Annotated in this window: 18 protein-coding genes; 14 read left to right on the top strand and 4 right to left on the bottom strand. The window is 61.1% G+C overall.

Annotation, left to right across the window (positions count from 1 at the left end):
* Nucleotides 1–2: 2 nt before the first annotated feature.
* From WC811_RS04895 to WC811_RS04905, 3 genes are all read left to right on the top strand, one after another.
* Nucleotides 3–977, top strand: coding sequence for a siroheme synthase (locus WC811_RS04895; RefSeq protein WP_372641550.1), 975 nt, complete (start codon nucleotides 3–5; stop codon nucleotides 975–977).
* Between the two features lie 400 nt (nucleotides 978–1,377).
* On the top strand, nucleotides 1,378–3,528 hold the full coding sequence (locus WC811_RS04900) for an OmpA family protein (protein ID WP_372641552.1): 2,151 nt from the start codon (nucleotides 1,378–1,380) through the stop codon (nucleotides 3,526–3,528).
* A 176-nt stretch (nucleotides 3,529–3,704) separates the two neighbouring features.
* Nucleotides 3,705–5,534 (top strand): hypothetical protein, encoded by a 1,830-nt coding sequence (locus tag WC811_RS04905; protein ID WP_372641554.1) that lies wholly within the window; start codon nucleotides 3,705–3,707, stop codon nucleotides 5,532–5,534.
* On the opposite strand, the gene WC811_RS04910 is transcribed toward WC811_RS04905, so the two are convergent.
* Both WC811_RS04910 and WC811_RS04915 read right to left on the bottom strand, forming a co-directional pair.
* A complete protein-coding gene (locus tag WC811_RS04910; protein ID WP_372641556.1) occupies nucleotides 5,474–6,457 on the bottom strand; it encodes an alpha/beta fold hydrolase in 984 nt (327 codons plus the stop codon). The genes WC811_RS04905 and WC811_RS04910 overlap by 61 nt on opposite strands.
* A 29-nt stretch (nucleotides 6,458–6,486) precedes the next feature.
* The gene (locus tag WC811_RS04915; protein ID WP_372641558.1) at nucleotides 6,487–8,706 is read right to left on the bottom strand and encodes a transglycosylase SLT domain-containing protein; all 2,220 of its coding nucleotides are present in this window, start codon (nucleotides 8,704–8,706) and stop codon (nucleotides 6,487–6,489) included.
* A 283-nt stretch (nucleotides 8,707–8,989) separates the two neighbouring features.
* On the opposite strand from WC811_RS04915, the gene dapA reads away from it, so the two are divergent.
* The 3 genes from dapA to WC811_RS04930 are packed head-to-tail and all read left to right on the top strand — an operon-like array spanning nucleotide 8,990 to nucleotide 10,985.
* Nucleotides 8,990–9,880, top strand: a complete 891-nt coding sequence (gene dapA / locus WC811_RS04920) for a 4-hydroxy-tetrahydrodipicolinate synthase (RefSeq protein WP_372641560.1) — start codon at nucleotides 8,990–8,992, stop codon at nucleotides 9,878–9,880.
* A 23-nt stretch (nucleotides 9,881–9,903) separates the two neighbouring features.
* Nucleotides 9,904–10,377 (top strand): SsrA-binding protein SmpB, encoded by a 474-nt coding sequence (gene smpB / locus WC811_RS04925; RefSeq protein ID WP_372641562.1) that lies wholly within the window; start codon nucleotides 9,904–9,906, stop codon nucleotides 10,375–10,377.
* Between the two features lie 56 nt (nucleotides 10,378–10,433).
* The gene (locus WC811_RS04930) at nucleotides 10,434–10,985 is read left to right on the top strand and encodes a peroxiredoxin (protein ID WP_372641564.1); all 552 of its coding nucleotides are present in this window, start codon (nucleotides 10,434–10,436) and stop codon (nucleotides 10,983–10,985) included.
* Here WC811_RS04930 and WC811_RS04935 read toward each other — a convergent pair.
* Nucleotides 10,966–11,625 carry a uracil-DNA glycosylase gene (locus WC811_RS04935; protein ID WP_372641566.1) on the bottom strand — a complete coding sequence of 220 codons (660 nt, stop codon included), beginning with the start codon at nucleotides 11,623–11,625 and terminating at the stop codon, nucleotides 10,966–10,968. The two genes, WC811_RS04930 and WC811_RS04935, sit on opposite strands and share 20 nt — an antisense overlap.
* Nucleotides 11,626–11,655: 30 nt before the next feature.
* The gene (locus WC811_RS04940) at nucleotides 11,656–12,315 is read right to left on the bottom strand and encodes an NYN domain-containing protein (RefSeq protein ID WP_372641568.1); all 660 of its coding nucleotides are present in this window, start codon (nucleotides 12,313–12,315) and stop codon (nucleotides 11,656–11,658) included.
* Between the two features lie 400 nt (nucleotides 12,316–12,715).
* Here WC811_RS04940 and rpoZ point away from each other — a divergent pair, with 400 nt between their 5' ends.
* From rpoZ to era, 8 genes are all read left to right on the top strand, one after another.
* Nucleotides 12,716–13,168 (top strand): DNA-directed RNA polymerase subunit omega, encoded by a 453-nt coding sequence (gene rpoZ / locus WC811_RS04945; RefSeq protein WP_372641570.1) that lies wholly within the window; start codon nucleotides 12,716–12,718, stop codon nucleotides 13,166–13,168.
* A gap of 103 nt (nucleotides 13,169–13,271) precedes the next feature.
* Nucleotides 13,272–15,494 (top strand): bifunctional (p)ppGpp synthetase/guanosine-3',5'-bis(diphosphate) 3'-pyrophosphohydrolase, encoded by a 2,223-nt coding sequence (locus WC811_RS04950; RefSeq protein ID WP_372641571.1) that lies wholly within the window; start codon nucleotides 13,272–13,274, stop codon nucleotides 15,492–15,494.
* Nucleotides 15,495–15,551: 57 nt separating this feature from the next.
* On the top strand, nucleotides 15,552–16,106 hold the full coding sequence (locus tag WC811_RS04955) for a DUF2062 domain-containing protein (RefSeq protein WP_372641573.1): 555 nt from the start codon (nucleotides 15,552–15,554) through the stop codon (nucleotides 16,104–16,106).
* 103 nt (nucleotides 16,107–16,209) lie between these two features.
* Nucleotides 16,210–16,998 carry a pyridoxine 5'-phosphate synthase gene (locus tag WC811_RS04960; protein ID WP_372641764.1) on the top strand — a complete coding sequence of 263 codons (789 nt, stop codon included), beginning with the start codon at nucleotides 16,210–16,212 and terminating at the stop codon, nucleotides 16,996–16,998.
* On the top strand, nucleotides 16,995–17,411 hold the full coding sequence (acpS, locus tag WC811_RS04965; RefSeq protein WP_372641575.1) for a holo-ACP synthase: 417 nt from the start codon (nucleotides 16,995–16,997) through the stop codon (nucleotides 17,409–17,411). Before WC811_RS04960 ends, acpS begins: the two co-directional genes overlap by 4 nt.
* A gap of 192 nt (nucleotides 17,412–17,603) precedes the next feature.
* Complete coding sequence (lepB, locus tag WC811_RS04970; protein ID WP_372641577.1) at nucleotides 17,604–18,362, top strand: signal peptidase I; 759 nt, start codon at nucleotides 17,604–17,606, stop codon at nucleotides 18,360–18,362.
* 21 nt (nucleotides 18,363–18,383) lie between these two features.
* Complete coding sequence (gene rnc / locus WC811_RS04975; RefSeq protein ID WP_372641579.1) at nucleotides 18,384–19,091, top strand: ribonuclease III; 708 nt, start codon at nucleotides 18,384–18,386, stop codon at nucleotides 19,089–19,091.
* Complete coding sequence (gene era / locus WC811_RS04980) at nucleotides 19,084–20,022, top strand: GTPase Era (protein WP_372641581.1); 939 nt, start codon at nucleotides 19,084–19,086, stop codon at nucleotides 20,020–20,022. Before rnc ends, era begins: the two co-directional genes overlap by 8 nt.
* Nucleotides 20,023–20,036: the final 14 nt, after the last annotated feature.

Consider the following 20,036-nt stretch of genomic DNA (forward strand, 5'->3'; position numbering starts at 1 on the left):
TCATGTCCAACGACAAAGAGGGACAGGCTTCTGTACGTGGTGGTTCCCGGATCGGGCCGCTGGCGAACTTGCCTGTCTTCTTCAAGCTCGGTGGCAAGCGTGTCGTTCTCGTTGGGGGCGGTGAGCCGGCGCTTTGGAAGGCTGAACTCTTGGCCGCGTCCGGCGCGCATGTGGAAGTCTTTGCCGAGACATTCGCAGATGGCTTCTCCGGGTTGGAAGCGGCTCCGCCCAGCGGGCAAATTCTGCTCGTTCGCCGGCGGTGGACGGCGGACGACGTTGCGGGCGCGGCTCTTGCCGTCGGATCGTTTGGGGACGAAGCCGATGCAGCGGCGTTCGCGGCGGCCGCGCGCGCAGCCGGCGTTCCGGTCAACGTCGTCGACCGACCGACGTTTTGCGATTTTCAGTTCGGGGCGATCGTCAACCGATCGCCGCTCGTCGTCGGGATTTCGACGGACGGCGCGGCGCCAGTCTTCGGACAAGCCATTCGGTCTCTGATCGAGAGTTTGCTGCCTGAGAGTTTCACGCTCTGGGCCGCCGCCGCGCGCGATCTTCGCCGTGACGGCGCGCGCCTTGGAGATACGCCGGACGCGAAACGGCGCTTTTGGCGGCGCTTTACGGATCTGGCGATCGCACGTTCGGACCGTGGGCCAACTCAGGACGATCTCGATCATCTGATTGCGGGCCAGACGGCTGGGCCTGAGCCTGTCGCTATCATCGACGTCGGCGAGGATGTTGACGAGCTGACGCTTGGCGCAATCCGACTGCTGCGCGCGGCCGACGATATTTTCTTCGACACAAGCATTCCGGCGGCTGTCATGGATTTCGCTCGTCGCGAAGCACGCCGGCATCCGGTCGCAAGCGGCCAGGGTAATTCTCGGGAAGTCGGTGATGCGCTTGCTAGACGTGCAGCTGGCGGCAGTCGCGTCGTGCGGCTGAGGCTCAGTACGGAGCCGCGGACAACGGCGAGACCGACCTAGCTGACGGTCTTCGCGCCGCCGGTATATCGGTGGTTGTCGTTTCGCGCCGCTCGGCGTCCTGACCGGGTGGTAGGATAGCCTCCAAGGCAAATTTGTCTTTCTTGCCATGCCGTTGCCGTGAAGGGATGCGAGCAACTGGGTTGAGCGGCCCTGGAGCCACAGGGTGTGATCGGTTCGGCTAGGCCTGAATAAAATCTTTCTGGATCAGCCTCTTAGGGGACGAAGGTGTGGCTCCGCACTGCTTGGAATGGTCTTTCCTCTTGTCTATACTTCGGCTCGGGGGTCCGCTCGGATCAGAGTTTTGCCACGCTGGGCGGGGTTAGCGGGTCGCTTCCCTCATCGTTGAGTTTTTGTCGTTCCGCGGCAGCGAGACGTCGGTAGCATTCGGAGTCGCGTGCGCATGCGCTGCAATCCATCATATTGGCTTTTGGGACTCGTCCCGATCGCGATGTTGAGCTGGGTTGCGGTTCAACTCGAGCAAAGCGGGATCGAGCTTGATCTCTCCCGCCGGGCCAGCGATGCGCTTCGCCGCTCGGGCCTCAACTGGGCCAGCTTTAATTTCGTCGGCCGCGATGCCGTTCTGACGGGGCGCGCACCGGACGAACGCGATCCGACACGGGCGCTATCGAGTCTAGAGAACGTCTGGGGCGTCCGGATCGCCAGCGACCGGTCGGAGCTTCTCGAAAGCGTTGCTAATTATCGCTGGTCGGCGACGTCGTCCGGCGACGGGCGGATCCGGTTGGCGGGGGATGTGCCGTCCGACGATGCGCGGCGTGAGCTTCTCGCCGCAGCCCATAACGTCTTCCCCGGTGCAACCGTCTCGGATGACATGCGCCCGGCGCGCGGTGCGATCGATCGTGGCGCTTGGCTCGCGGGGGCCGTCTTCAGCCTGAAAAATCTTTCGGAGCTGAAACGGGGACAGGCCAATCTCGCGATGCTCGATCTGTCGATCGCGGGCGAGGCCAAGACTTCGGATGCCTACCGTGACGTCCGGGAAGCGCTGGCGCAGCGGCGGCCAGTCGGTCTCGGTTTGGCGCGTGAAGCCATCACGCCGCCGATGGTTCGACCGTTTGTGTGGGATATCAAGAAGAGTGGCGCGGGAATAGCGATTTCGGGCTTTGCGCCGTCGGACGAGGATCGCGAACGGATCGGCGCTCGCGCGAAGTCGCTGTTCGGATCGATGACGATTGCCGACAACACGGATATCGGCGACGGCGCTCCGCAAGAATGGGCGAAAGCGACGGCCGTGGCGCTCGATCAACTCGCGCAGCTGCGTACGGGAGATGTTGAGATTCGGGACCGGGAGATGACATTCTCGGGTGAGGCGCCCGACGCGCAGACGGCCGCTACGGTCAAGAGAACATTGAAGCTTGAGGTGCCGCAGAACTTCCGCATCACCGAGCAAATCCGCTTCCCGAAAGCGGACATCGCACTTGCTGGCAGCGGCTACGTCATGGGGATCGTAAACGACGGGACGTCGCTCGATCTGGTCGGCATGGTGCCGAGCGAAGCGGCGCGGGGCGCGCTCATCGACGCGATCAAGGCGCGCTTCCCGGGACGCCAGGTCAACGACAAATCTCATGTTGCCCCGGGAGCTCCGGACGGATGGCAGCAATGCGTCGTCGCGGGTCTTGCGTCTCTGCCACGGTTGAAGAAAGGCAAGTCGGTCCTCACAGATCATAATCTGGAGGTCTCGGGCGATACGGATGACTACGCGGCTTCGCAATCCGTCCCCGGAGACGTGAAGGCGGCCGCCGGTCAGACATGCGAGGCGACGACGAACATCGCCTTCACGGGACAGATGAAGACCGACCTGTCGTGGAAAGCGACGCGCGAACAAAACGGCATGGTAACGATCGGGGGGGAAGCGCCGGATGATGCGTCGCGTCTGCGCCTCGTCGAGATCGCGCAGCAGATTTATGCCGGTTCGAGCGTGACCGATAACATGAAGATCGTCGGCGCTTCGCCGGAGCCTTGGTCATCGGCGGCGCATCTCGGGCTTGAGGAGATGGCGCGCCTGAAGAACGGCGAAGTTTCGATTTCGGGCAAAGAGTTCACGATCAAAGGCGCGGCGGAAAGCGATCAGGTCGCGAACGACATTCGCAGCGTCCTTTCGACCGATTTGCCGCCAGGGTTCAAAAGCCGTGACGCTATCGTCGTCATGTCGCCGGAGGAAAAAGCGGCCGATAGCTGCCAAACGCTGATGCGGCAGGCATCGGCCAAAGGCACGATCAACTTCGAACGCGCAAAGGCCGATCTGACCTCCGACAGCGCGCAGACGCTGAGGGATCTCGCTCAGATAGCCAACGAGTGCCCGACCTTCAGAATTCAAATCGAAGGGCACACGGACTCGGAGGGCACGGACGAGCGTAACGATCGGCTATCAAATCGCCGTGCGAGGGCCGTCGCCGATTTTCTGTCGCAGAACGGCGTCGACGTCCGGCGGCTGACGGCTGTCGGGTACGGATCGACACGGCCGATCGCGGACAATTCGACCGAGGAAGGCCGTGCGAAGAACCGCCGGATCGAATTCACGGTGAAGGTCAACTGAGGGACGGAGCGGAGATCGATCGATGGACTATCTGTTCTTGAAGATGATCTGGTGGGTCGCGCTCGCATTCGCGCTAGGGCTCGTCACAGGCTGGATATCGTGCAGGGAGAAAAAGAGCTGACACTTGGTTGGGGACTGTCGAGACCGGGATCTCCCGGCGTCTGATTAGGTAGGAAATGACGTATCTACTGCTGCAAACGTTTCTGCTGTTGCTCGCGTCATTCTTTTTTGGCGCGTTCGTCGCCTGCTCGGTTAAGCGTGCCATCTACGGCACGAGCGCCGAGGCGCCGGCTCTTGCTTTGGCGCCAATCCAATCAGACATGCCGGTCCGGCCGCCCATCGTCATGCCGCCGCAGCCGGTACGCGCGCGCCCGGCGCAGCCGGTTGCGCCAAGGGCGATCGATCCGGTGCAGCCGAGGATCGAAGTGCTTCGCCGCCCCGAACCGCGGCCGATGCCGACTGTGCTCGATCCGTCGCGCTTCGAGCGTGCGCTCATCGGGCCCGATCCCAACGAAGGTGTGCCTAGGGTCTCAATCGTCGAGGTTCGTCCCTCCGTTCTGAAGCCCGTGACGGGGATCTATAGGCCACGGCCGCCGGAACCGCCGCCCGCGCCTCCGGTCGAGGAACCACTGCCGGAAATCCCGGTGGCTGAGGACATTCCGGAATTGCAGGAACCGGAAGTCAAGACCACACCTGAGCCGCGAATGGGTGGTTTGGCGGCGAGATTGCGCGATGCGACGACGGCTGCGGCGGCGGGTGCGGTCGCGGCTGCGAAAGCGGCGGCTGCGGCGTCCGTTTCTTTTCCGGGCATGGGGACGTCGCGCCGGGCGCAGGTCGAAAATACTGCCGTGGAAAAGTCTGCTGCCGAGCCCGAGGAAGTGGTTGCGCCCGCAGCGGAGCCTTACGACGCCTCGGAGTTCGTTGGGGGCGAGGTTCCAGTCGATCCCGAGGAGGTTGGCGAAACTCAAGCCGAGCCTTCGACGGCCGAACTTGAGGAGGACCTCCCTGCCGAGCCAGAGCCTGAACCAGATCCAGAGCCCGAAGTCGTCGCTGAACCGGAGCCCGAGCCTGCGCCTCAAGTCCAGGCGCCCGCCGCACCAGCGGCTCCCATCGAGGGCGGCGATGATTTTCAGCGCGTCCGTGCCATCGACGCGGACATCGAGCAAAAGCTGAAGGCGCGTGGCATCACCTACTTCGAGCACATTGCCGGATTGAGCGCGTCCGACGTCCGGCGGATCGGACAAGAGCTTGAGATTCCGGGCCGGATCGACAGAGAGCAATGGGTCGAGCAGGCGCAAATCCTGGCGAAGGGCGGCGAGACCTATTATTCGCGCAATCGCAAAACTATGCTGAAAACTGTGGCGCAAACTGCGCCCTCCGCCGAGACGAAGGCCGCGGACGGCTCGCCGAACGCCAGCGCATCGAATCCGAGTAGAGTCGCGCAGGCCTTGCCACAGCCAACTGTCGAGAATACCGGTTCGCGGCGAGAGGATCTATCAGGTGTCGCGGCTGCGAGCCAGGGCCGGTCGGTTGCCGAAATGGCTGCTGCTGCTGCTGCCGCAATCGCTGCCGCATCGGCAAGCGTCACACGCGGATTGAAACCAATCGAGCCGATTTCGCCGCTCTCGAAGGTCGATCCCAAGATTTCGATGCCAGCGCGGATCACGGACGCGATCCGCGAAAAGGTGGCCGCGAGCGTCGAGATCACCAAACCCGATGCGAAGCCCGAAGCGCCGAGCGAAGGTCCTGTCAACGACCTGAAGCGTATCCGCGGGATCGGCGTGCTGATCGAGAAGCGCCTCAACGCAATGGGCATCAGCCGCTACGATCAGATCGCGAATTGGACCAGCGGCGATATTGATCGCGTCAGCCGCATGTTGGAATTCAAAGGGCGCATCGAGCGGGAAAGCTGGGTCGAACAGGCCCGCATCCTGGCGAGCGGCGGTCAGACCGAGTTTTCGCGCCGCGTTGATCGTGGCGAGGTCGATACGAGCCGCGAGACATGACCGAAATCGCTGCGGGATAATGTTCCGTAACGGGTTCCGTCGTTCCGTTCGTCGGTTTCGGCAAAGAACGAGGCAACGGCGGAGATCGTCGGCGCGTCGCGCAGCAGCGGTGCGTGGCCTTGGGCGGGAACGGTGAAAGACGACAGGCGCGGATGGCGCTGACGCATTTCTTCGACCGTCTTCTCCGACAGGAGATCGGAATTCGCGCCGCGAAGGACGAGCACGGGAATGCGCTTCATGGCTTCGAACTGCGGCCATAGCTTCGGCACCGGGCCGTCGAGCACCGAAAGACACTTCGCGAGTTTCGGATCGTAGCCGGTGACGGGCTTGCCGTTCTTGTCGTTGAAAATCTGACGGGCGACCGCTGCAAAATCGTCGTCGGTCATCTCCGGAAAATCGCGGCGAAAAAGATCTCCGACGATGCGAGCGGCGTCCGCCCAGTTTTTTGGAACCGGGACGCGGCCGACGTAACCAGCAATACGCGCGAGGCCCTCCGCCTCGATGACGGGGCCGATATCATTCAGGACTACGGCGCCCATGAGTGAGGGCTGAGCGGCGGCCAGCACCATCGAAATCAGCCCGCCGCGCGATGTCCCGATTATGCCGACGTTGCGCAGGCCGAGCATCATCATGAAGTCGATGGCGTCCTGCATCTCGATCGGCACGGCGTAATTCTTCCAATCGGAATCGTATTCCGAGAGGCCGCGCCCACGGGTGTCGAGCGTGAAGACGTCGCGCGGTTTCGGGCCGCTCCGCAGCGCGAGTGCGATGTCGTGAAAGTCCCGGCTGTTGCGCGTCAGACCAGCCAGACAGACGACGGGCCGGGCGTGCGAAACGGTCTCGGGTCGGTAGTGGCGGCCGTAGAGGCGTGTTCCATCGCGTCCGGTGAAATGAATGTCTTCGAATGCCTGCTCGGTCGTCATGTGAGTGCCGCGCCTCGTGTCTCGGGTTATCAACCGTCGCTGTTGCTGTCGGCGACGCCTTCGCGGGGATCGTTGTCTTTCGGGATATTCGCGTCGCCGCGATCGCGCGTAAGATCCTGCTGCAGACGTAGCGGATTTTTCATGCCGAGGCGGGCGCGGTAGATCTGGATGTTGGCCAGGACTTTGGTGACGTAGTCGCGTGTCTCGGTGATCGGGATGCGCTCGACCCAGTCGACGGGATCGACGTCGGTATCTCTCGGATCGCCGAATTCCTTCACCCATTGTCGGGCGCGGCCCGGCCCGGCGTTATAAGCCGCGAGGCCGAGAACATACGAGCCGCCGACTTCGTCCAAGCGGTCGCCGATATAAGCCGAGGAGATCATTGCGTTGTACTGCGGATCGGAGAGCAGCCGATCGATCTGGCATTTGATCTTGTAATCGCGACAGACGTGGCGCGCGGTCATCGGCATGACCTGCAACAGGCCTTTGGCGCCGGCTCCGGAAACGATCTGAGAATCGAACTCGGTTTCCTGGCGGGCGATGCCGAGAAGGAAGGGCAACTCAGGCGGCGATCTCAGCGGCGTATATCCGGGGAAGGGCTTCAGCGGATAGGCGTAGGTGAGCAGGTTCTGCCCGCGCGCGATCGCGATCTTGGCGATGCGGAGGGACATTTGCGGATCACCGATTTCTTCGGCGAGGTAGGCAACCATGCCGACTTCCGCTTCCGACGGCGCGGCGTTTCGGAGTCCGGCCAGGAACGTGCGAGTGATTTCGCGCGAGAGATTGGCTTTTTGCGCTAAGACCAATGCGCGGGCCACATCAGATGATGTCAATTTCCGGATCTGCGCGGCGGTGGGATAGGCGGGCTGGGAGATTTCCAAGCGCGTGCGTCCGGGCTCCAGCATTTGCATCGCAAGCAGGCCGTGGAAGGTGTCGGGGTTCTTGGCTGCGAGACGATATTGCTCGGCGGCGCCGGCCTTGTCACCGCGTTCGGCTTCGACACGGCCCAGCCAATAGCGAGCTTTGGCTTGGCTCAACGGTCCGTCGGCGGCGGCGGCCATGTCCTTGAAGTGCCGCTCGGCGAGAGCCGGCTTATTCAAGTAGCGAAACGCGATCCAGCCCGCCATGAACGTCTGTTCTTTGCGTGGGTTGACCGTCAGAGGTCCGGCATCCTTGACGAGATCATAGGCGAGTTTCGGATTTCCAAGCTTCAGCGCGCCGTAAGCCAGTTCGCGGCGCTCGGCCCACCATTCGTCAAGCGCGGCGATCTTGTTGGGATTCGGCGGAATGGCGAGGATGATGTCGGCGGCTTCCTCGATCTTTCCTGCTTTGCGGAGCAACTGCTCTTTGTGGAAGGCGAGCCCAGTATCGTCGCGGCCTCCCGATTGCAGCGCGCTCATCAAGGCTTGAGCGTTGGAGGCTTTGTTGAACACCGCGAGGCGCGCCGCGGCTTTCTTTTGCTCGCTCGCGGGCAGCAGCGGAATGAGACGCTTCGCTAGGGCGACGCGGTCCTTTCGATTGCCTGCATAGCGCACGTCATCGGTGACGAGACGATCGAAGCGCCATTTGTGATCCGCGGGCGTGAGCAGGTTTCCGAAACGGTCGAGGAAGCCGTTTTCGAGTGCGGGAGAAATGGACATCTCGCGCCAGGCTATGGCGGCGAGCTTGCGGGCTTCAGTTGTGTTGCCGTCCGCCAGATTGGCCGATGCGAGCGCGGCATAGCCGGCGCCGGTTTCCGGCATCGTGGTAACGAAGTAGGATTTGATCGCTTGGGCGCTGCCGCCATGCATGAACAGGGCTTCTTCAAAGCCCTCCGTTATCGTCGAGCGATCCGGCCAGGAGGGGTTGTCGCGCAGGAAGGCGCGAAATTCGGCGGGCTCGCCGAGCCCGGCGCGAAATCTTATCCAATCGGCGAGCGTGCGGCCGACGGGATCGCTGATTTTGGCCTTTGCGTCGGCGAAAGCGCCTAAATCTTTGGAGCGAACGGCCGATGCCGCATCGCGGAGGGCCGCCAAGTCTTCCGGGGTGGGTTCGAGCGACAGAAGGGGGCTCAGGGCCGAATCGAGCTTGCGGGCCTGTTCTTTCTCAGCAGCCAGGGGCTGGGGCGCGGGTACAGGCTTTACCGCCGATTCGGCGACGGTGGACGCACCTATCAAAACAACGCCGATCAAGGCGAGGTTGACCGCCAGACGGGATCGCACGCGTGAGAGAGAGCGAATTCGCGTGTTGGGATTGAGGCTTAGTCGCATTGCTCCCCATTGGGTAAAACGCCCTACTTGCCCCGATCTTGCAGCCAGCTTTACGAGCGCTTAATGTTAGTGAGCTTGCGTCGCTGGCAACGATACCCCGCATTAAGCGGAATTATGCATGCTGAAGCAAGCGGTTCAGGCCGGACGAATGGCATGTGCGTACGGCAAGACCGTGACCCATGCTCGTATGGTTTCGAGTCCTTTTGACGTTGATTTCCCGATCGAGGCGGGGATGCGGCATCGGTCGATGCCCATCTCAGCCGTTTCAAGTTAAGGCGAACGCATGTTCAGAGGTTCAATTACGGCGCTTGTTACGCCGTTTCGCAACGGGAAGGTGGATGAAGCCGCCTTTACCCGTTTCATCGAGTGGCAGATTTCCGAAGGTACTCACGGTATCGTGCCGGTCGGAACGACGGGAGAGAGCCCAACACTCGATTATGAGGAGCACACGCGCGTCATTGAGCTTGCGGTCGCAACGTCCAAGAAGCGCATTCCGGTGATCGCGGGCACGGGTTCGAACTCGACCGACGAAGCTGTCGAGCTTTCGCAATATGCGGAGAAAGTCGGCGCCGACGCGGTTTTGATCGTGACGCCCTACTACAACAAGCCGAACCAGGAGGGGCTTTATCAGCACTTCAAGGCGATCAACGACGCGATCAATATTCCGATCATCATCTACAACATTCCGGGGCGTTCGGTCGTCGACATGTCGGTCGCGACGATGGCGCGGTGCTACGAACTGAAGAACATTGTCGGCGTCAAGGATGCGACGGCCAATCTTGCGCGACCGGCACAGACGCGCGTGGCGCTTGGACCGGAGTTCTGTCAGCTCTCGGGCGAGGACGCGACTGCGCTTGGCTTCATGGCGCACGGCGGGGCGGGATGTATTTCCGTCGCATCGAACGTCGCGCCGCGACTGTGTTCGGAGCTCCAGAACGCATGCATGGCGGGCGATTTCAAGAAGGCGCTTGCTATTCAAGATCGGCTGATGCCGCTCTACGAAGTTCTTTTCATCGAGACCAATCCGGCGCCAGTGAAGTATGCCGTGTCGCGGCTGGGCTTCGGAACGGCGGATATGCGTCTGCCGATGGTGCCGCTCACCGAGGCGTCGCGCCGGGCGATCGACAAGGTTCTTAGCGACCTCGATCTCGTGAGCGCGAAAGCCGCCGAGTGACGATTGCCGGAAAGCACTGATTTATGGCTACGAAACGCGACGACGGCAGCACGCTGGTCGCCGAGAACCGCAAAGCGCGGCATGAATATTTCATCACGGATAGCTGGGAAGCGGGTGTCGAGCTTCTAGGTTCCGAGGTGAAGTCGCTTCGGCGTGGCCAATCGAACATCGCTGAGAGCTACGCTTCGGTCGAAGATAATGGCGTTTGGCTGATCAACAGCTACATCGCGGAATATCCCGGAGCGGCGCTCTTTCCGCATGAGCCACGCCGGAAACGCCGGCTGCTGATGCACGCGAGCGAGATCCATAAGATCGGCATCGCAGTCGAGCGGAAGGGCATGACGCTGGTGCCACTTGAGCTTTACTTCAACGAGAAGGGCCGAGTCAAAATCAAGATTGGTCTTGCCGAAGGCAAGAACCATTCGGACAAACGGCAAGACGCCGCCAAGCGCGATTGGAACCGGCAGAAGGCTCGTCTCATGCGTGAGAAGGGTTGAGGTCGCGTGCCTTCGGGTCATTCGGCGGTCTAGCGGCAACGACTGGAGTGCGCGCCATGGAAGCAAATTTGGCTTGGCCCCTACCGATCGACGATGGCGCGGCAAAGCATCTGCTTGCCGGGACGCGGCTTCCCGACGTAGCGCTCACCGCGACACGCGGAGCAAGTGTCAATCTCGCACGTTATCAGGAGCGGGCGATCGTCTTTGTCTATCCGATGACGGGCATGCCCGGTGTTCCCAATCCGCCGGACTGGGATGTGATCCCGGGCGCGCACGGCTCGACGCCGGAGGCCGAAGGTTTTCGCGATGCTTATGGCGAGTTCGAACTGCTGGGCTACGAAGTCTTTGGCATAAGTGGGCAATCAGCCGAAGCCCAGCACGCATTTTCAGCGCGCGCCGGTATTCCTTATTTGCTCTTGAGCGACGAAAAACTTGTGTTTGCCGATGCGCTCGATCTGCCGCGCTTTGAAACCGACGGGGTGACGTATCTCTCGCGGTTGACGATGATCACCCGGAACGGCGTCATCTATCGCGTCATTTACCCGGTCGACGCTCCTGCGGAGCACGCCCGCTCGCTGCTGCAATCGCTTACCGCAACTCTCGCCTGATCGCTTCGAAGACGGAGTGGAACATCTCGGTCGTCAGCCGACCGGTGTTGGTATTGTAGCGCGAGCAGTGGAAGCTGTCGTAAAGCACGAGGTTCGGCGCAAGCTCGTGACGGGTACCGTGTGCGAACGGATAAAGGGCTTTCCGCTTCGCCAGCGTGGTCAGCGTCTGGTCGTGCGCGATACGGCCGAGCGCCAGAATGATCTTGAGTTTCGGAAGGCTCGCCAGCCGCGCTGCGAAGTAGGGGCGGCAGTTGGCGATTTCCTTTGGCTCAGGTTTGTTTTCCGGCGGCACGCAACGCACGGCATTGGTGATCATGCAGTTGCGCAGCTTAAGGCCGTCGTCGGGGCGAGCGTGATATTCGCCTTTCGCGAAACCGTAACGGAGGAGCGTGTCGTAGAGGAGAACGCCAGCGTAATCGCCGGTAAATGGCCGTCCTGTTCGGTTGGCACCATTGCGCCCTGGGGCGAGGCCGACGATGAGCACACTAGAGTCTAAGGCACCGAACGACGGCACGGCACCGTTGAACCACTGGGGTTCCTGGCGCTCGTTTTCGGCGCGATAGGCAACGAGACGCGGGCAACGCGAGCACTTCGGCGGAGCTTCAGGGCCAAGTGTCAATTCGACCGCGGCGGCGCCCATCTACCCGTGCTCTTGTTGACGCCAGTCCGCTCAGATCTCTTCTTCCGCGAGATCGTCATCGCCTTGGTAGGTGGCGTCCCGCGCGACCGTAAGTGGTCCGCGAGCCGAATGGCTGCGACCGCCTTCACGCGGCGTGCGGCCGCCGCTTCCCCCGGCACCACCCGGCGACCGACCGACCTGGTCTTCGAGGTCGGCGAGGTCAACGAACTGGTCCGCTTGGCGGCGCAACTCGTCGGCGACCATCGGAGGCTGCGTCTGAAGCGTCGAAATCACGCTCACGCGCTTGCCCTTCTGTTGAAGGGCGGCGACGAGGCTGCGGAAATCGCCGTCTCCTGAGAAAATGACGATGTGATCGAGGCTGTCCGACAAACGCATGGCATCAACGGCCAGCTCAATGTCCATGTTGCCTTTGACTTTCCGGCGGCCGGTGGCGTCGGTGAATTCTTTGGTGGGCTTCGTCACCATCGAGAAGCCGTTGTAGTCCAACCAGTCGATGAGCGGACGGATCGACGAATATTCCTGCTCCTCGGCGAGCGCGGTATAATAGAGTGCCCGGACGAGCTGTCCTTTTTGGCGGAAGACGCCGAGCAACCGCTTGTAGTCGATGTCAAATCCCAACGACTTTGCGGTAGCGTAAAGATTGGCGCCGTCGATGAAGAGCGCGATGCGCTCGGTCGGATAAAAATGCATTGGCGTTTCCTAGGCAGAATTCCCACTAAACGACGTACAGAAATGACGCCGGGAGGATCGTTGAGAAAACCACTTCGCTAAAGACTACAAGGACTTAAGCTTAAGGGAAAATCTACTCTCTTCGTAAATGTATCTACGGCGTAGAACCCTATCGTTTCAAGGGGTAACAGAAGTGACCGTCAGTCAACAATTGTGACAAATAGTCTATATAACGATCTGGCAAGCTTTTTCCGAATGATGGAATAGCTCGCAGTGGATTTCTCTGTTCCAGCGGCTTGCTTAATCGTGTTGAACGTGGCAAAGAGGCATCAACTTGGCGCTGAAAGGCTGTCTCGAACCCTTGTTTGCGCCCTCAATGCCCCTTTTTTGTGTCTAATTCCTCCAAGGGAAGGTCCAACCCATGGCTCGCGTTACCGTCGAAGATTGCGTCGACAAGATTCCAAACCGGTTTGAGCTGGTGCTTCTCGCCGCTCACCGGGCTCGCGCGATTACGAATGGTAGCGCAATCACGATATCGGCGGACAACGATAAGAACCCCGTCGTCGCGCTGCGCGAAATCGCTGAGCGCACGCTCTCGCCTGACGATATGCGCGAAACGCTGATCTCGTCCATTCAGAAGAATACGGAAGTCGATGAGCCGGAGGCCGTCGCGGCGCCGCTCCTGCCGCCGGAACGGCGTGCCCCGATGCTTGGCCGAGACGACCTTTCCTCCGATACGCAGGTCGATGTGATGACGGAAGAACAGCTTCTCCGCGGATTGGAGAGCATGACGCCGTTGGAGCCTTCGGCCAATATCGGGTCAGGTGGCGGTCCCCGCGAGCGGGATCGCGACCCGCGCGACCGGTCTCGCTGAGCCGGTGGGAACAAACCGCTCGCGACATCAAGCTCGGGCTGTTCCACTTTAATCCGTCCTGCGTCTTCGGTTACGCTTGCGCCCAGAAGGAGTGCGGCGGGTCATGATGCGGCAATACGAACTCGTCGAACGGGTTCTGAAATACGATCCAAATGCTGACGAGGCGCTGCTCAATCGCGCCTACGTCTATGCCATGAAGGCGCATGGCAACCAGAAGCGCGCGTCCGGCGCGCCGTATTTTTCCCATCCCCTCGAAGTCGCCGCGATCCTGACGGACCTGAAACTCGACGACGCGACCATCGCGACTGCGCTGTTGCACGACGTCATCGAAGATACCGACGCCACTCGCTCCGAGATCGATCAGATGTTCGGACCTGAGATCGGCGGCCTCGTCGACGGGCTGACGAAGATCAAGCGCCTCGATCTCGTTTCTAAAAAAGCCGAGCAGGCGGAAAGTTTCCGCAAACTCCTCATCGCCATTTCGAGCGATATTCGCGTGCTTCTCGTCAAGCTCGCGGACCGTCTGCACAACATGCGAACGCTCGAGCATATGAAGCCTGAGAGTCGTCGGCGGAACTCGGAAGAGACGCGGGATATCTATGCGCCGCTGGCCGGCATGATGGGCATGCAGGCGCTGCGAGAGGAACTCGAAGATCACGCTTTTCGCTGGCTGCATCCGGAAGCCTATGAGGCGCTCACGGAAAGGCTCGCGGATATGCGCGAGCGCAACCGGGGTCTCGTCGAGGAAATTCGCCAAGCGATCGCGCGCAAATGCGCTGATTCCGGGATCAAGGCGGAGACATACGGGCGAGAGAAAAAGCCGTATTCCATCTGGAGTAAGATGGAGCACAAGCAGATCAGCCTCGAGCAGCTTTCAGATATCTACGCGTTCCGCGTGATCGTCGGCTCGATCGAGGACTGCTATCGGGCCCTCGGCATCGTACACACGACCTGGGGTACGGTGCCCGGCCGCTTCAAGGATTACATCTCCGCGCCGAAGCGAAACAATTATCAGTCGATCCACACCACCGTTTATGGGCCGCGCCATCAGCGCGTGGAATTGCAGATTCGCACCCACGAGATGCAGCACATCGCCGAATACGGCGTTGCGGCACATTCTCTCTATAAGGACAAACAGCAGGGGCTCGTGAACGGCCACGATGCTGAGCCGGACGATGAGTCCGACGACAGCCCTTATGGGCGTCTACGGACCATGATTGGCTCATTGCTGGAAGCGGCGAATCCGGAGGAGTTTCTTGAGCACACGAAGCTTGAGCTGTTCCACGATCAGGTCTTCTGCTTCACGCCGAAAGGGCGCCTCATTGCGCTGCCGCGTGGCGCGACGCCGCTCGATTTTGCTTACGCGGTCCATACCGACATCGGAAACGAGGCGGTTGCCGCCTATATCAACGGGCGACACGTTCCGATCGATACGCATCTGCGCAATGGCGACGAGGTCGTGATCGAAACATCGAAGGGCCATGTCCGCCCGGCCGCCTGGGAAGCGTTTGCCGTGACGGGGCGCGCGAGGTCGGCGATACGGCGGGCGGCGCGAGAAGCGGAGCGCCGGCGCTTTATCGAGCTTGGGCGGCAACTCGTTCAGTCGACGCTCGCTGGGATTGACGTCGACTATTCGGAGGAAAAGGTTAGAGCGGCGGCGCCCAAAGTCGGCTTCAAGACGGCGGACGATCTGCTTGCAGCCGTCGGCCGGGATGACGTCAAGCTTCCGGACGTGCTCGGCGCCATTCTGCCTCACGGCCAGACTCTCGATGATGGTTATAAGCCGACGCGACGTTTCGGCCGCGCGCGCGAGCAGGACGGTTGGTTCAATATCGATAAGGTCACGAGCCTCAAATTCCGCACGTCCGAGATCGACAGCATGACCGCGGTGTCGATCGGCGGTCCGAGCCAGGAACTACCCGTTGCATTCGAGCCAGGTGGAGCGGTTCCGGGCGATCGCATCGTCGGCGTGATGGCGCCGGGTGAGGGCATTCGCGTTTTCCAGATCCATTCTCCGCGCTTGAAAGAGTACGAGGAGGAGCATTGGATCGATGTCACTTGGGACGTGGATCCGGAACGGCCGCAGCGCTTTCCGGCAAGAATCAGCGTAACTGCCGTTAACGCGCCGGGATCGTTGGCCGAGATTGCCAAAGTGATCGGTGAGACCGGCGGCAATATCGACAATATCAAAATGGCCCGACATGCCGCAGACTTCACGGTGATGAACATAGAACTTGAGGTTTTTGATCTGGTGCATTTGAACCACATCATTGCCGGGCTCAGAGCGAAGCCGTCCGTCGCAAGGGTGGAACGGCTTTTCGAGTAAGCTATGGTGCACAGCGCGCGATCATTTCGCGTCTTAAGGCCACTAGGATCATAACGTTTGGACGAAAAGCATATAGCGCTTGAAGCTCGTGCGAGCCACTGGCCGTTCAATGCGGTTCGGCTGCGGTCGAGGCTTCGCTATTTCTGGCGGCGGCTTCTTCAGGTGCGGGCGACACCCCACGAGGTCGCATTGGGATTCGCCATCGGCGTGTTCACGGCGTGTACGCCGTTTCTCGGGGTCCAGACAATCCTCGCGTGCGCCTTGGCGTTCGGATTCCGCGTTAGCATGCCCGCCGCCGTGCTCGGCACCTTCGTCGGTAATCCGCTGAGCTGGCCCGCAATCTGGGCGGCGTCCTATGTTTCGGGGGCGCTGTTGCTTGGGCAAGATCCGACGTATGCCGCCAACCATCTGAGCGAGACCGCAAACGTGCTTGGCGCCACGTTGATGGCGCCGTCGCCCGAAACGCTCGGTGCCGCGGTCGACAATCTTTCACCCATCGCCGAACCTATGATGGTCGGAGGAGTTCTCGTCGGCTTGATTGCAGCCGTCTTCAGCTACTATCCTACGCGGCGCGCGGTGCGCCTTTTTCAACGACTTCACAACGTCGGGTAAACTTTTCCGCGCGACTTTCCCAACAGTCCGGCAAACCCCTTAGCAATCGGTGGCACAGAACGTGGCCATTACCCGCAAGCCCCCTGAAGGCAGCTTCGCACCGATGTCCGTTCGCGCATTGCGTCTCGGTGTCAATATCGACCACGTCGCGACGCTGCGAAACGCGCGTGGCGGCATGCATCCCGATCCGCTGCGCGCCGCTCATCTCGCGATCGAGGGAGGCGCGGACGGGATCACGGCGCATCTACGCGAAGACCGCCGGCATATCTCCGACACCGACATCACGCGGCTCAAAAGCGAGCTGACGCGTCCGCTCAACCTCGAAATGGCGACGACGAAGGAAATGCAGCAGATCGCGTTGCGGCATGTGCCGAATGCGTGCTGCCTCGTTCCCGAGCGGCGACAAGAACGCACGACGGAGGGTGGCCTTGAGGTTCAGGGGGCGGTGAAGACGCTGAAGCCTTTCATTGCCAAGCTCAAGGACGCAGGCATTCGGGTATCGCTTTTCATCGAACCCGATTTAAAGACCATCGAGGCGGCGGCGAACGTTGGAGCGGATATCGTCGAGCTGCACACCGGCCGCTATTGCAATCTCGCGCTCGAACACGATGCGGCGGGCGTTGCGCGCGAGTTGGAGCGTCACAGGAAGGCAGCGACGGCAGCAGCCGCAGCCGGTCTCGAAGTCCATGCCGGGCACGGACTGACCTACAACACTGTAAAGCCCATCGCGGCGATTCCGGAAATCGTCGAGCTTAATATCGGTCATTTCCTGGTCGGAGAGGCGATTTTTGGTGGCCTGCCGATGGCCGTTCGGCGCATGCGCGTGCTGATGGACGAAGCGCGAGAAACGATGCCGGTTCCCTCTCCAGTTCCCGTGCGGCGCGCGAAATGATCCTCGGTATCGGCAACGACCTTTGCGATATCCGCCGGATCGAGAAGACGATAGCGCGTTTCGGGGATCGGTTTCTGGAGCGCGTGTTCACGGCGGAAGAGCGGCGCAAGGCGTTTTCGCGCGCGCACTCTGCCCGGACCTTTGCCAAGCGCTTCGCTGCGAAAGAAGCTGCCAGCAAGGCGCTGGGCACGGGGTTTCGCGCCGGCGTCTATCTTAAGGATAGCGGCGTCGTGAACGCGCCTTCGGGGCGGCCGACGCTGGCTTTGACGGGCGGTGCGGCGCGCCATCTCGCGAGGCTGGTACCGGCTGGCTTCAAGGCTCGGATCGACGTCACGCTCACCGACGAATACCCGATGGCCGAGGCGATCGTGATCATTTCAGCGGTGCCTGAGAGCGCCGATCTTCCGGGTTGAGCCGTCTTCGGCGGGAAATCTTTCGCAGTTCGTTTTTTTTGAGGGGAGCGACTGCGACCGAGTCGCTGTTTTCCTTACCTTTTTGTCAGGTTTATGCCCGTCGTTGCGGCATCAGGCCAAACTCGCTATAGCGGACCGCTAAATCGCAGCGAGCCCCGGCCTACGCCGGTCGGCGGCGCAGAGGAGCCACGGATGAGTGTTGGTACGAAGACGTCGAGATCGAGTTGGTCAGAAACCATCATCATCGTCGTCGAAGCACTCGCTATTGCGATGTTTGTCCGGGTTTTCTTCTATCAGCCGTTCAACATTCCATCGGGATCGATGAAGGAAACGCTGCTGATCGGCGATTACCTTTTCGTCTCGAAGCTGTCTTACGGCTATAGCCGGTTCTCGTTTCCCTTCAGCCCGGATTTGTTCTCGGGCCGCATTTGGGGAGCGCCGCCGAAGCGCGGCGATGTCGCGGTTTTCAAGCTGCCGCGCGACAACTCTACTGACTACATCAAGCGCGTGATGGGCCTGCCGGGCGACGAAATCCAGATGAAAGACGGTCAGGTCTTCATTAACGGGGTCGGCGTTCCGAAGGTGCCCGCGGGCGAATTCACGACCTGGGAAGAGGGGCACGAGCGGACGATACCGGTGTTCGAGGAAACCCTGCCGAATGGTGTGAAGTATAAGGTTCTCGATAGCGATCCCAATGGTCCGTACGATAATACTGGCGTCTACAAGGTGCCGCCGGACCATTATTTCATGATGGGTGATAATCGCGATAACTCGACGGACAGCCGGGTGCGGAGCGCGGTCGGGTTTGTTCCTTATGAGAATTTCATCGGGCGGGCGGAAATCATCTTTTTTTCCGCTAAGGTCGACGGACCCGACGCAATGCACTGGTGGGCGCCTTGGACTTGGCCATTTGACATTCGCTGGACCAGGTTCTTCACTCTCGTGCGGTGACCGCGAAGCGGCATTTGCGCCATGTTAAGACCACGCAAGTTCAAAGACCTCGAGACGAAGCTCGGATACAAGTTCAAGGACTCCGGCTTGCTCGAACGTGCGCTCACGCATGCCAGCGTGCGCGGCGGCAGGGTCGCTCGGTCGGACAACGAGCGCCTCGAATTCATCGGAGACCGCGTCCTGGGCCTCGCGATCGCGGAAGCGCTGAATAAGCAATACCCTGAAGCGAACGAGGGCGAACTGGCGCGGCGGTATAATCGTCTTGTCCGGGGCGAAGCCTGCGCTAAGGTGGCGCGTAACATCGGCCTCGGCGATCATCTCATTCTGTCGGAAAGCGAGGCCGACAGCGGCGGACGGAATAAGACGACGATTCTGGCCGATGCCGCGGAGGCGCTGCTCGGCGCCGTCTTCATCGATGGCGGCTTCGAGAAGGCTCGGACGGTCGTCAGCAAACTCTGGCAGGATCAATCCGAGCCGGTGCCCGAAGTTGCCGTGGATGCGAAATCGGCGTTGCAGGAATGGGCGCAAGGGCAAGGTCTGGCGCTGCCGCGCTATACCGTCGTTGCCCGTAACGGTCCGGATCACGCGCCGCGCTTCACGGCCGAGGTGCTGATCTCGGGCAGGGCGCCGGCGCAAGGCGAAGGCGCTTCGAAGCGCATTGCGGAGCAGGCGGCGGCAAGCGCACTGCTTACGCGCGAAGGTGTTGGAGCACATGTCGGCGATGTCTGAGAGCAACGAGCCAAAGGAACCGGCGACGGACGACAATCGGCGGTGCGGGTTCGTCGCGATCATCGGTCCGACGAATGCCGGCAAGTCGACGCTGGTCAACGCGCTCGTCGGTGCCAAGATCGCCATCGTCTCGCATAAGGTTCAGACGACGCGTGCGCCCATCCGGGGCATCGCGATGGAAGGCGACAGCCAGATCGTTTTCATCGATACGGCCGGCATTTTCAATCCGAAGCGCCGGCTCGACCGGGCCATGGTCGAAGCTGCTTGGGGCGGCCTGGAAGATGCCGATGCGGTGCTGTTGGTGCTCGATGCCGCGACGCACTTCGGCGACGATGTCGACGGCATCATCGAGCGCTTGAAGGGTGCGCGTATGCCTAAGATCGTGGTGCTGAACAAGATCGACAGGGTCGACGACAAGCCGAAGCTTTTGGAACTCGCCAAGGACCTCGAGGAGCGTCTTTCACCGAACCGCATCTTCATGATCTCGGCACTTGAGGGCCAGGGCATCAAGGATTTGCGGACCTATCTCGCGGGCCTCGTGCCCAAGGGACCTTGGCACTATTCGGAAGACGACGTCACGGATGTGCCGATGCGGACGCAGGCTGCGGAGATGACGCGTGAGAGCGTCTATCGCTTTCTGCATCAGGAACTTCCCTACACCACGACCGTTGAAACGACGGACTGGAAAAGTCTGAAGGACGGTTCGGCGCGCGTCGAGCAGACGATTTATGTCGAGCGCGACGGGCAGAAGAAAATCGTGCTCGGCAAAGGCGGCGAGACGATCAAGAAGATTTCGAGCACGGCGCGGCACGCGATAGAGGAAATGGCGGGGCACCGCGTTCATCTGTTCCTGTTCGTCAAAGTTCGCGAAAACTGGGAAAGCGATCCTGAGCGGTACCGCGAAATGGGCCTGCGTTTTCCCAAATCGTGAGTCGCCTGCTATGA

Origin of the sequence: Hyphomicrobium sp. (assembly GCF_041659645.1) — a bacterium.
Lineage (GTDB): Bacteria > Pseudomonadota > Alphaproteobacteria > Rhizobiales > Hyphomicrobiaceae > Hyphomicrobium_B.

Coding starts and splice junctions, on each gene's coding strand:
- WC811_RS04895 (WP_372641550.1), top strand. CDS start 3: ATGTCCAACGACAAAGAGGGACAGGCTTCTGTACGTGGTGGTTCCCGG.
- WC811_RS04900 (WP_372641552.1), top strand. CDS start 1,378: ATGCGCTGCAATCCATCATATTGGCTTTTGGGACTCGTCCCGATCGCG.
- WC811_RS04905 (WP_372641554.1), top strand. CDS start 3,705: ATGACGTATCTACTGCTGCAAACGTTTCTGCTGTTGCTCGCGTCATTC.
- WC811_RS04910 (WP_372641556.1), bottom strand. CDS start 6,457: ATGACGACCGAGCAGGCATTCGAAGACATTCATTTCACCGGACGCGAT.
- WC811_RS04915 (WP_372641558.1), bottom strand. CDS start 8,706: ATGCGACTAAGCCTCAATCCCAACACGCGAATTCGCTCTCTCTCACGC.
- dapA (WP_372641560.1), top strand. CDS start 8,990: ATGTTCAGAGGTTCAATTACGGCGCTTGTTACGCCGTTTCGCAACGGG.
- smpB (WP_372641562.1), top strand. CDS start 9,904: ATGGCTACGAAACGCGACGACGGCAGCACGCTGGTCGCCGAGAACCGC.
- WC811_RS04930 (WP_372641564.1), top strand. CDS start 10,434: ATGGAAGCAAATTTGGCTTGGCCCCTACCGATCGACGATGGCGCGGCA.
- WC811_RS04935 (WP_372641566.1), bottom strand. CDS start 11,625: ATGGGCGCCGCCGCGGTCGAATTGACACTTGGCCCTGAAGCTCCGCCG.
- WC811_RS04940 (WP_372641568.1), bottom strand. CDS start 12,315: ATGCATTTTTATCCGACCGAGCGCATCGCGCTCTTCATCGACGGCGCC.
- rpoZ (WP_372641570.1), top strand. CDS start 12,716: ATGGCTCGCGTTACCGTCGAAGATTGCGTCGACAAGATTCCAAACCGG.
- WC811_RS04950 (WP_372641571.1), top strand. CDS start 13,272: ATGATGCGGCAATACGAACTCGTCGAACGGGTTCTGAAATACGATCCA.
- WC811_RS04960 (WP_372641764.1), top strand. CDS start 16,210: ATGTCCGTTCGCGCATTGCGTCTCGGTGTCAATATCGACCACGTCGCG.
- acpS (WP_372641575.1), top strand. CDS start 16,995: ATGATCCTCGGTATCGGCAACGACCTTTGCGATATCCGCCGGATCGAG.
- lepB (WP_372641577.1), top strand. CDS start 17,604: ATGAGTGTTGGTACGAAGACGTCGAGATCGAGTTGGTCAGAAACCATC.
- rnc (WP_372641579.1), top strand. CDS start 18,384: ATGTTAAGACCACGCAAGTTCAAAGACCTCGAGACGAAGCTCGGATAC.
- era (WP_372641581.1), top strand. CDS start 19,084: ATGTCTGAGAGCAACGAGCCAAAGGAACCGGCGACGGACGACAATCGG.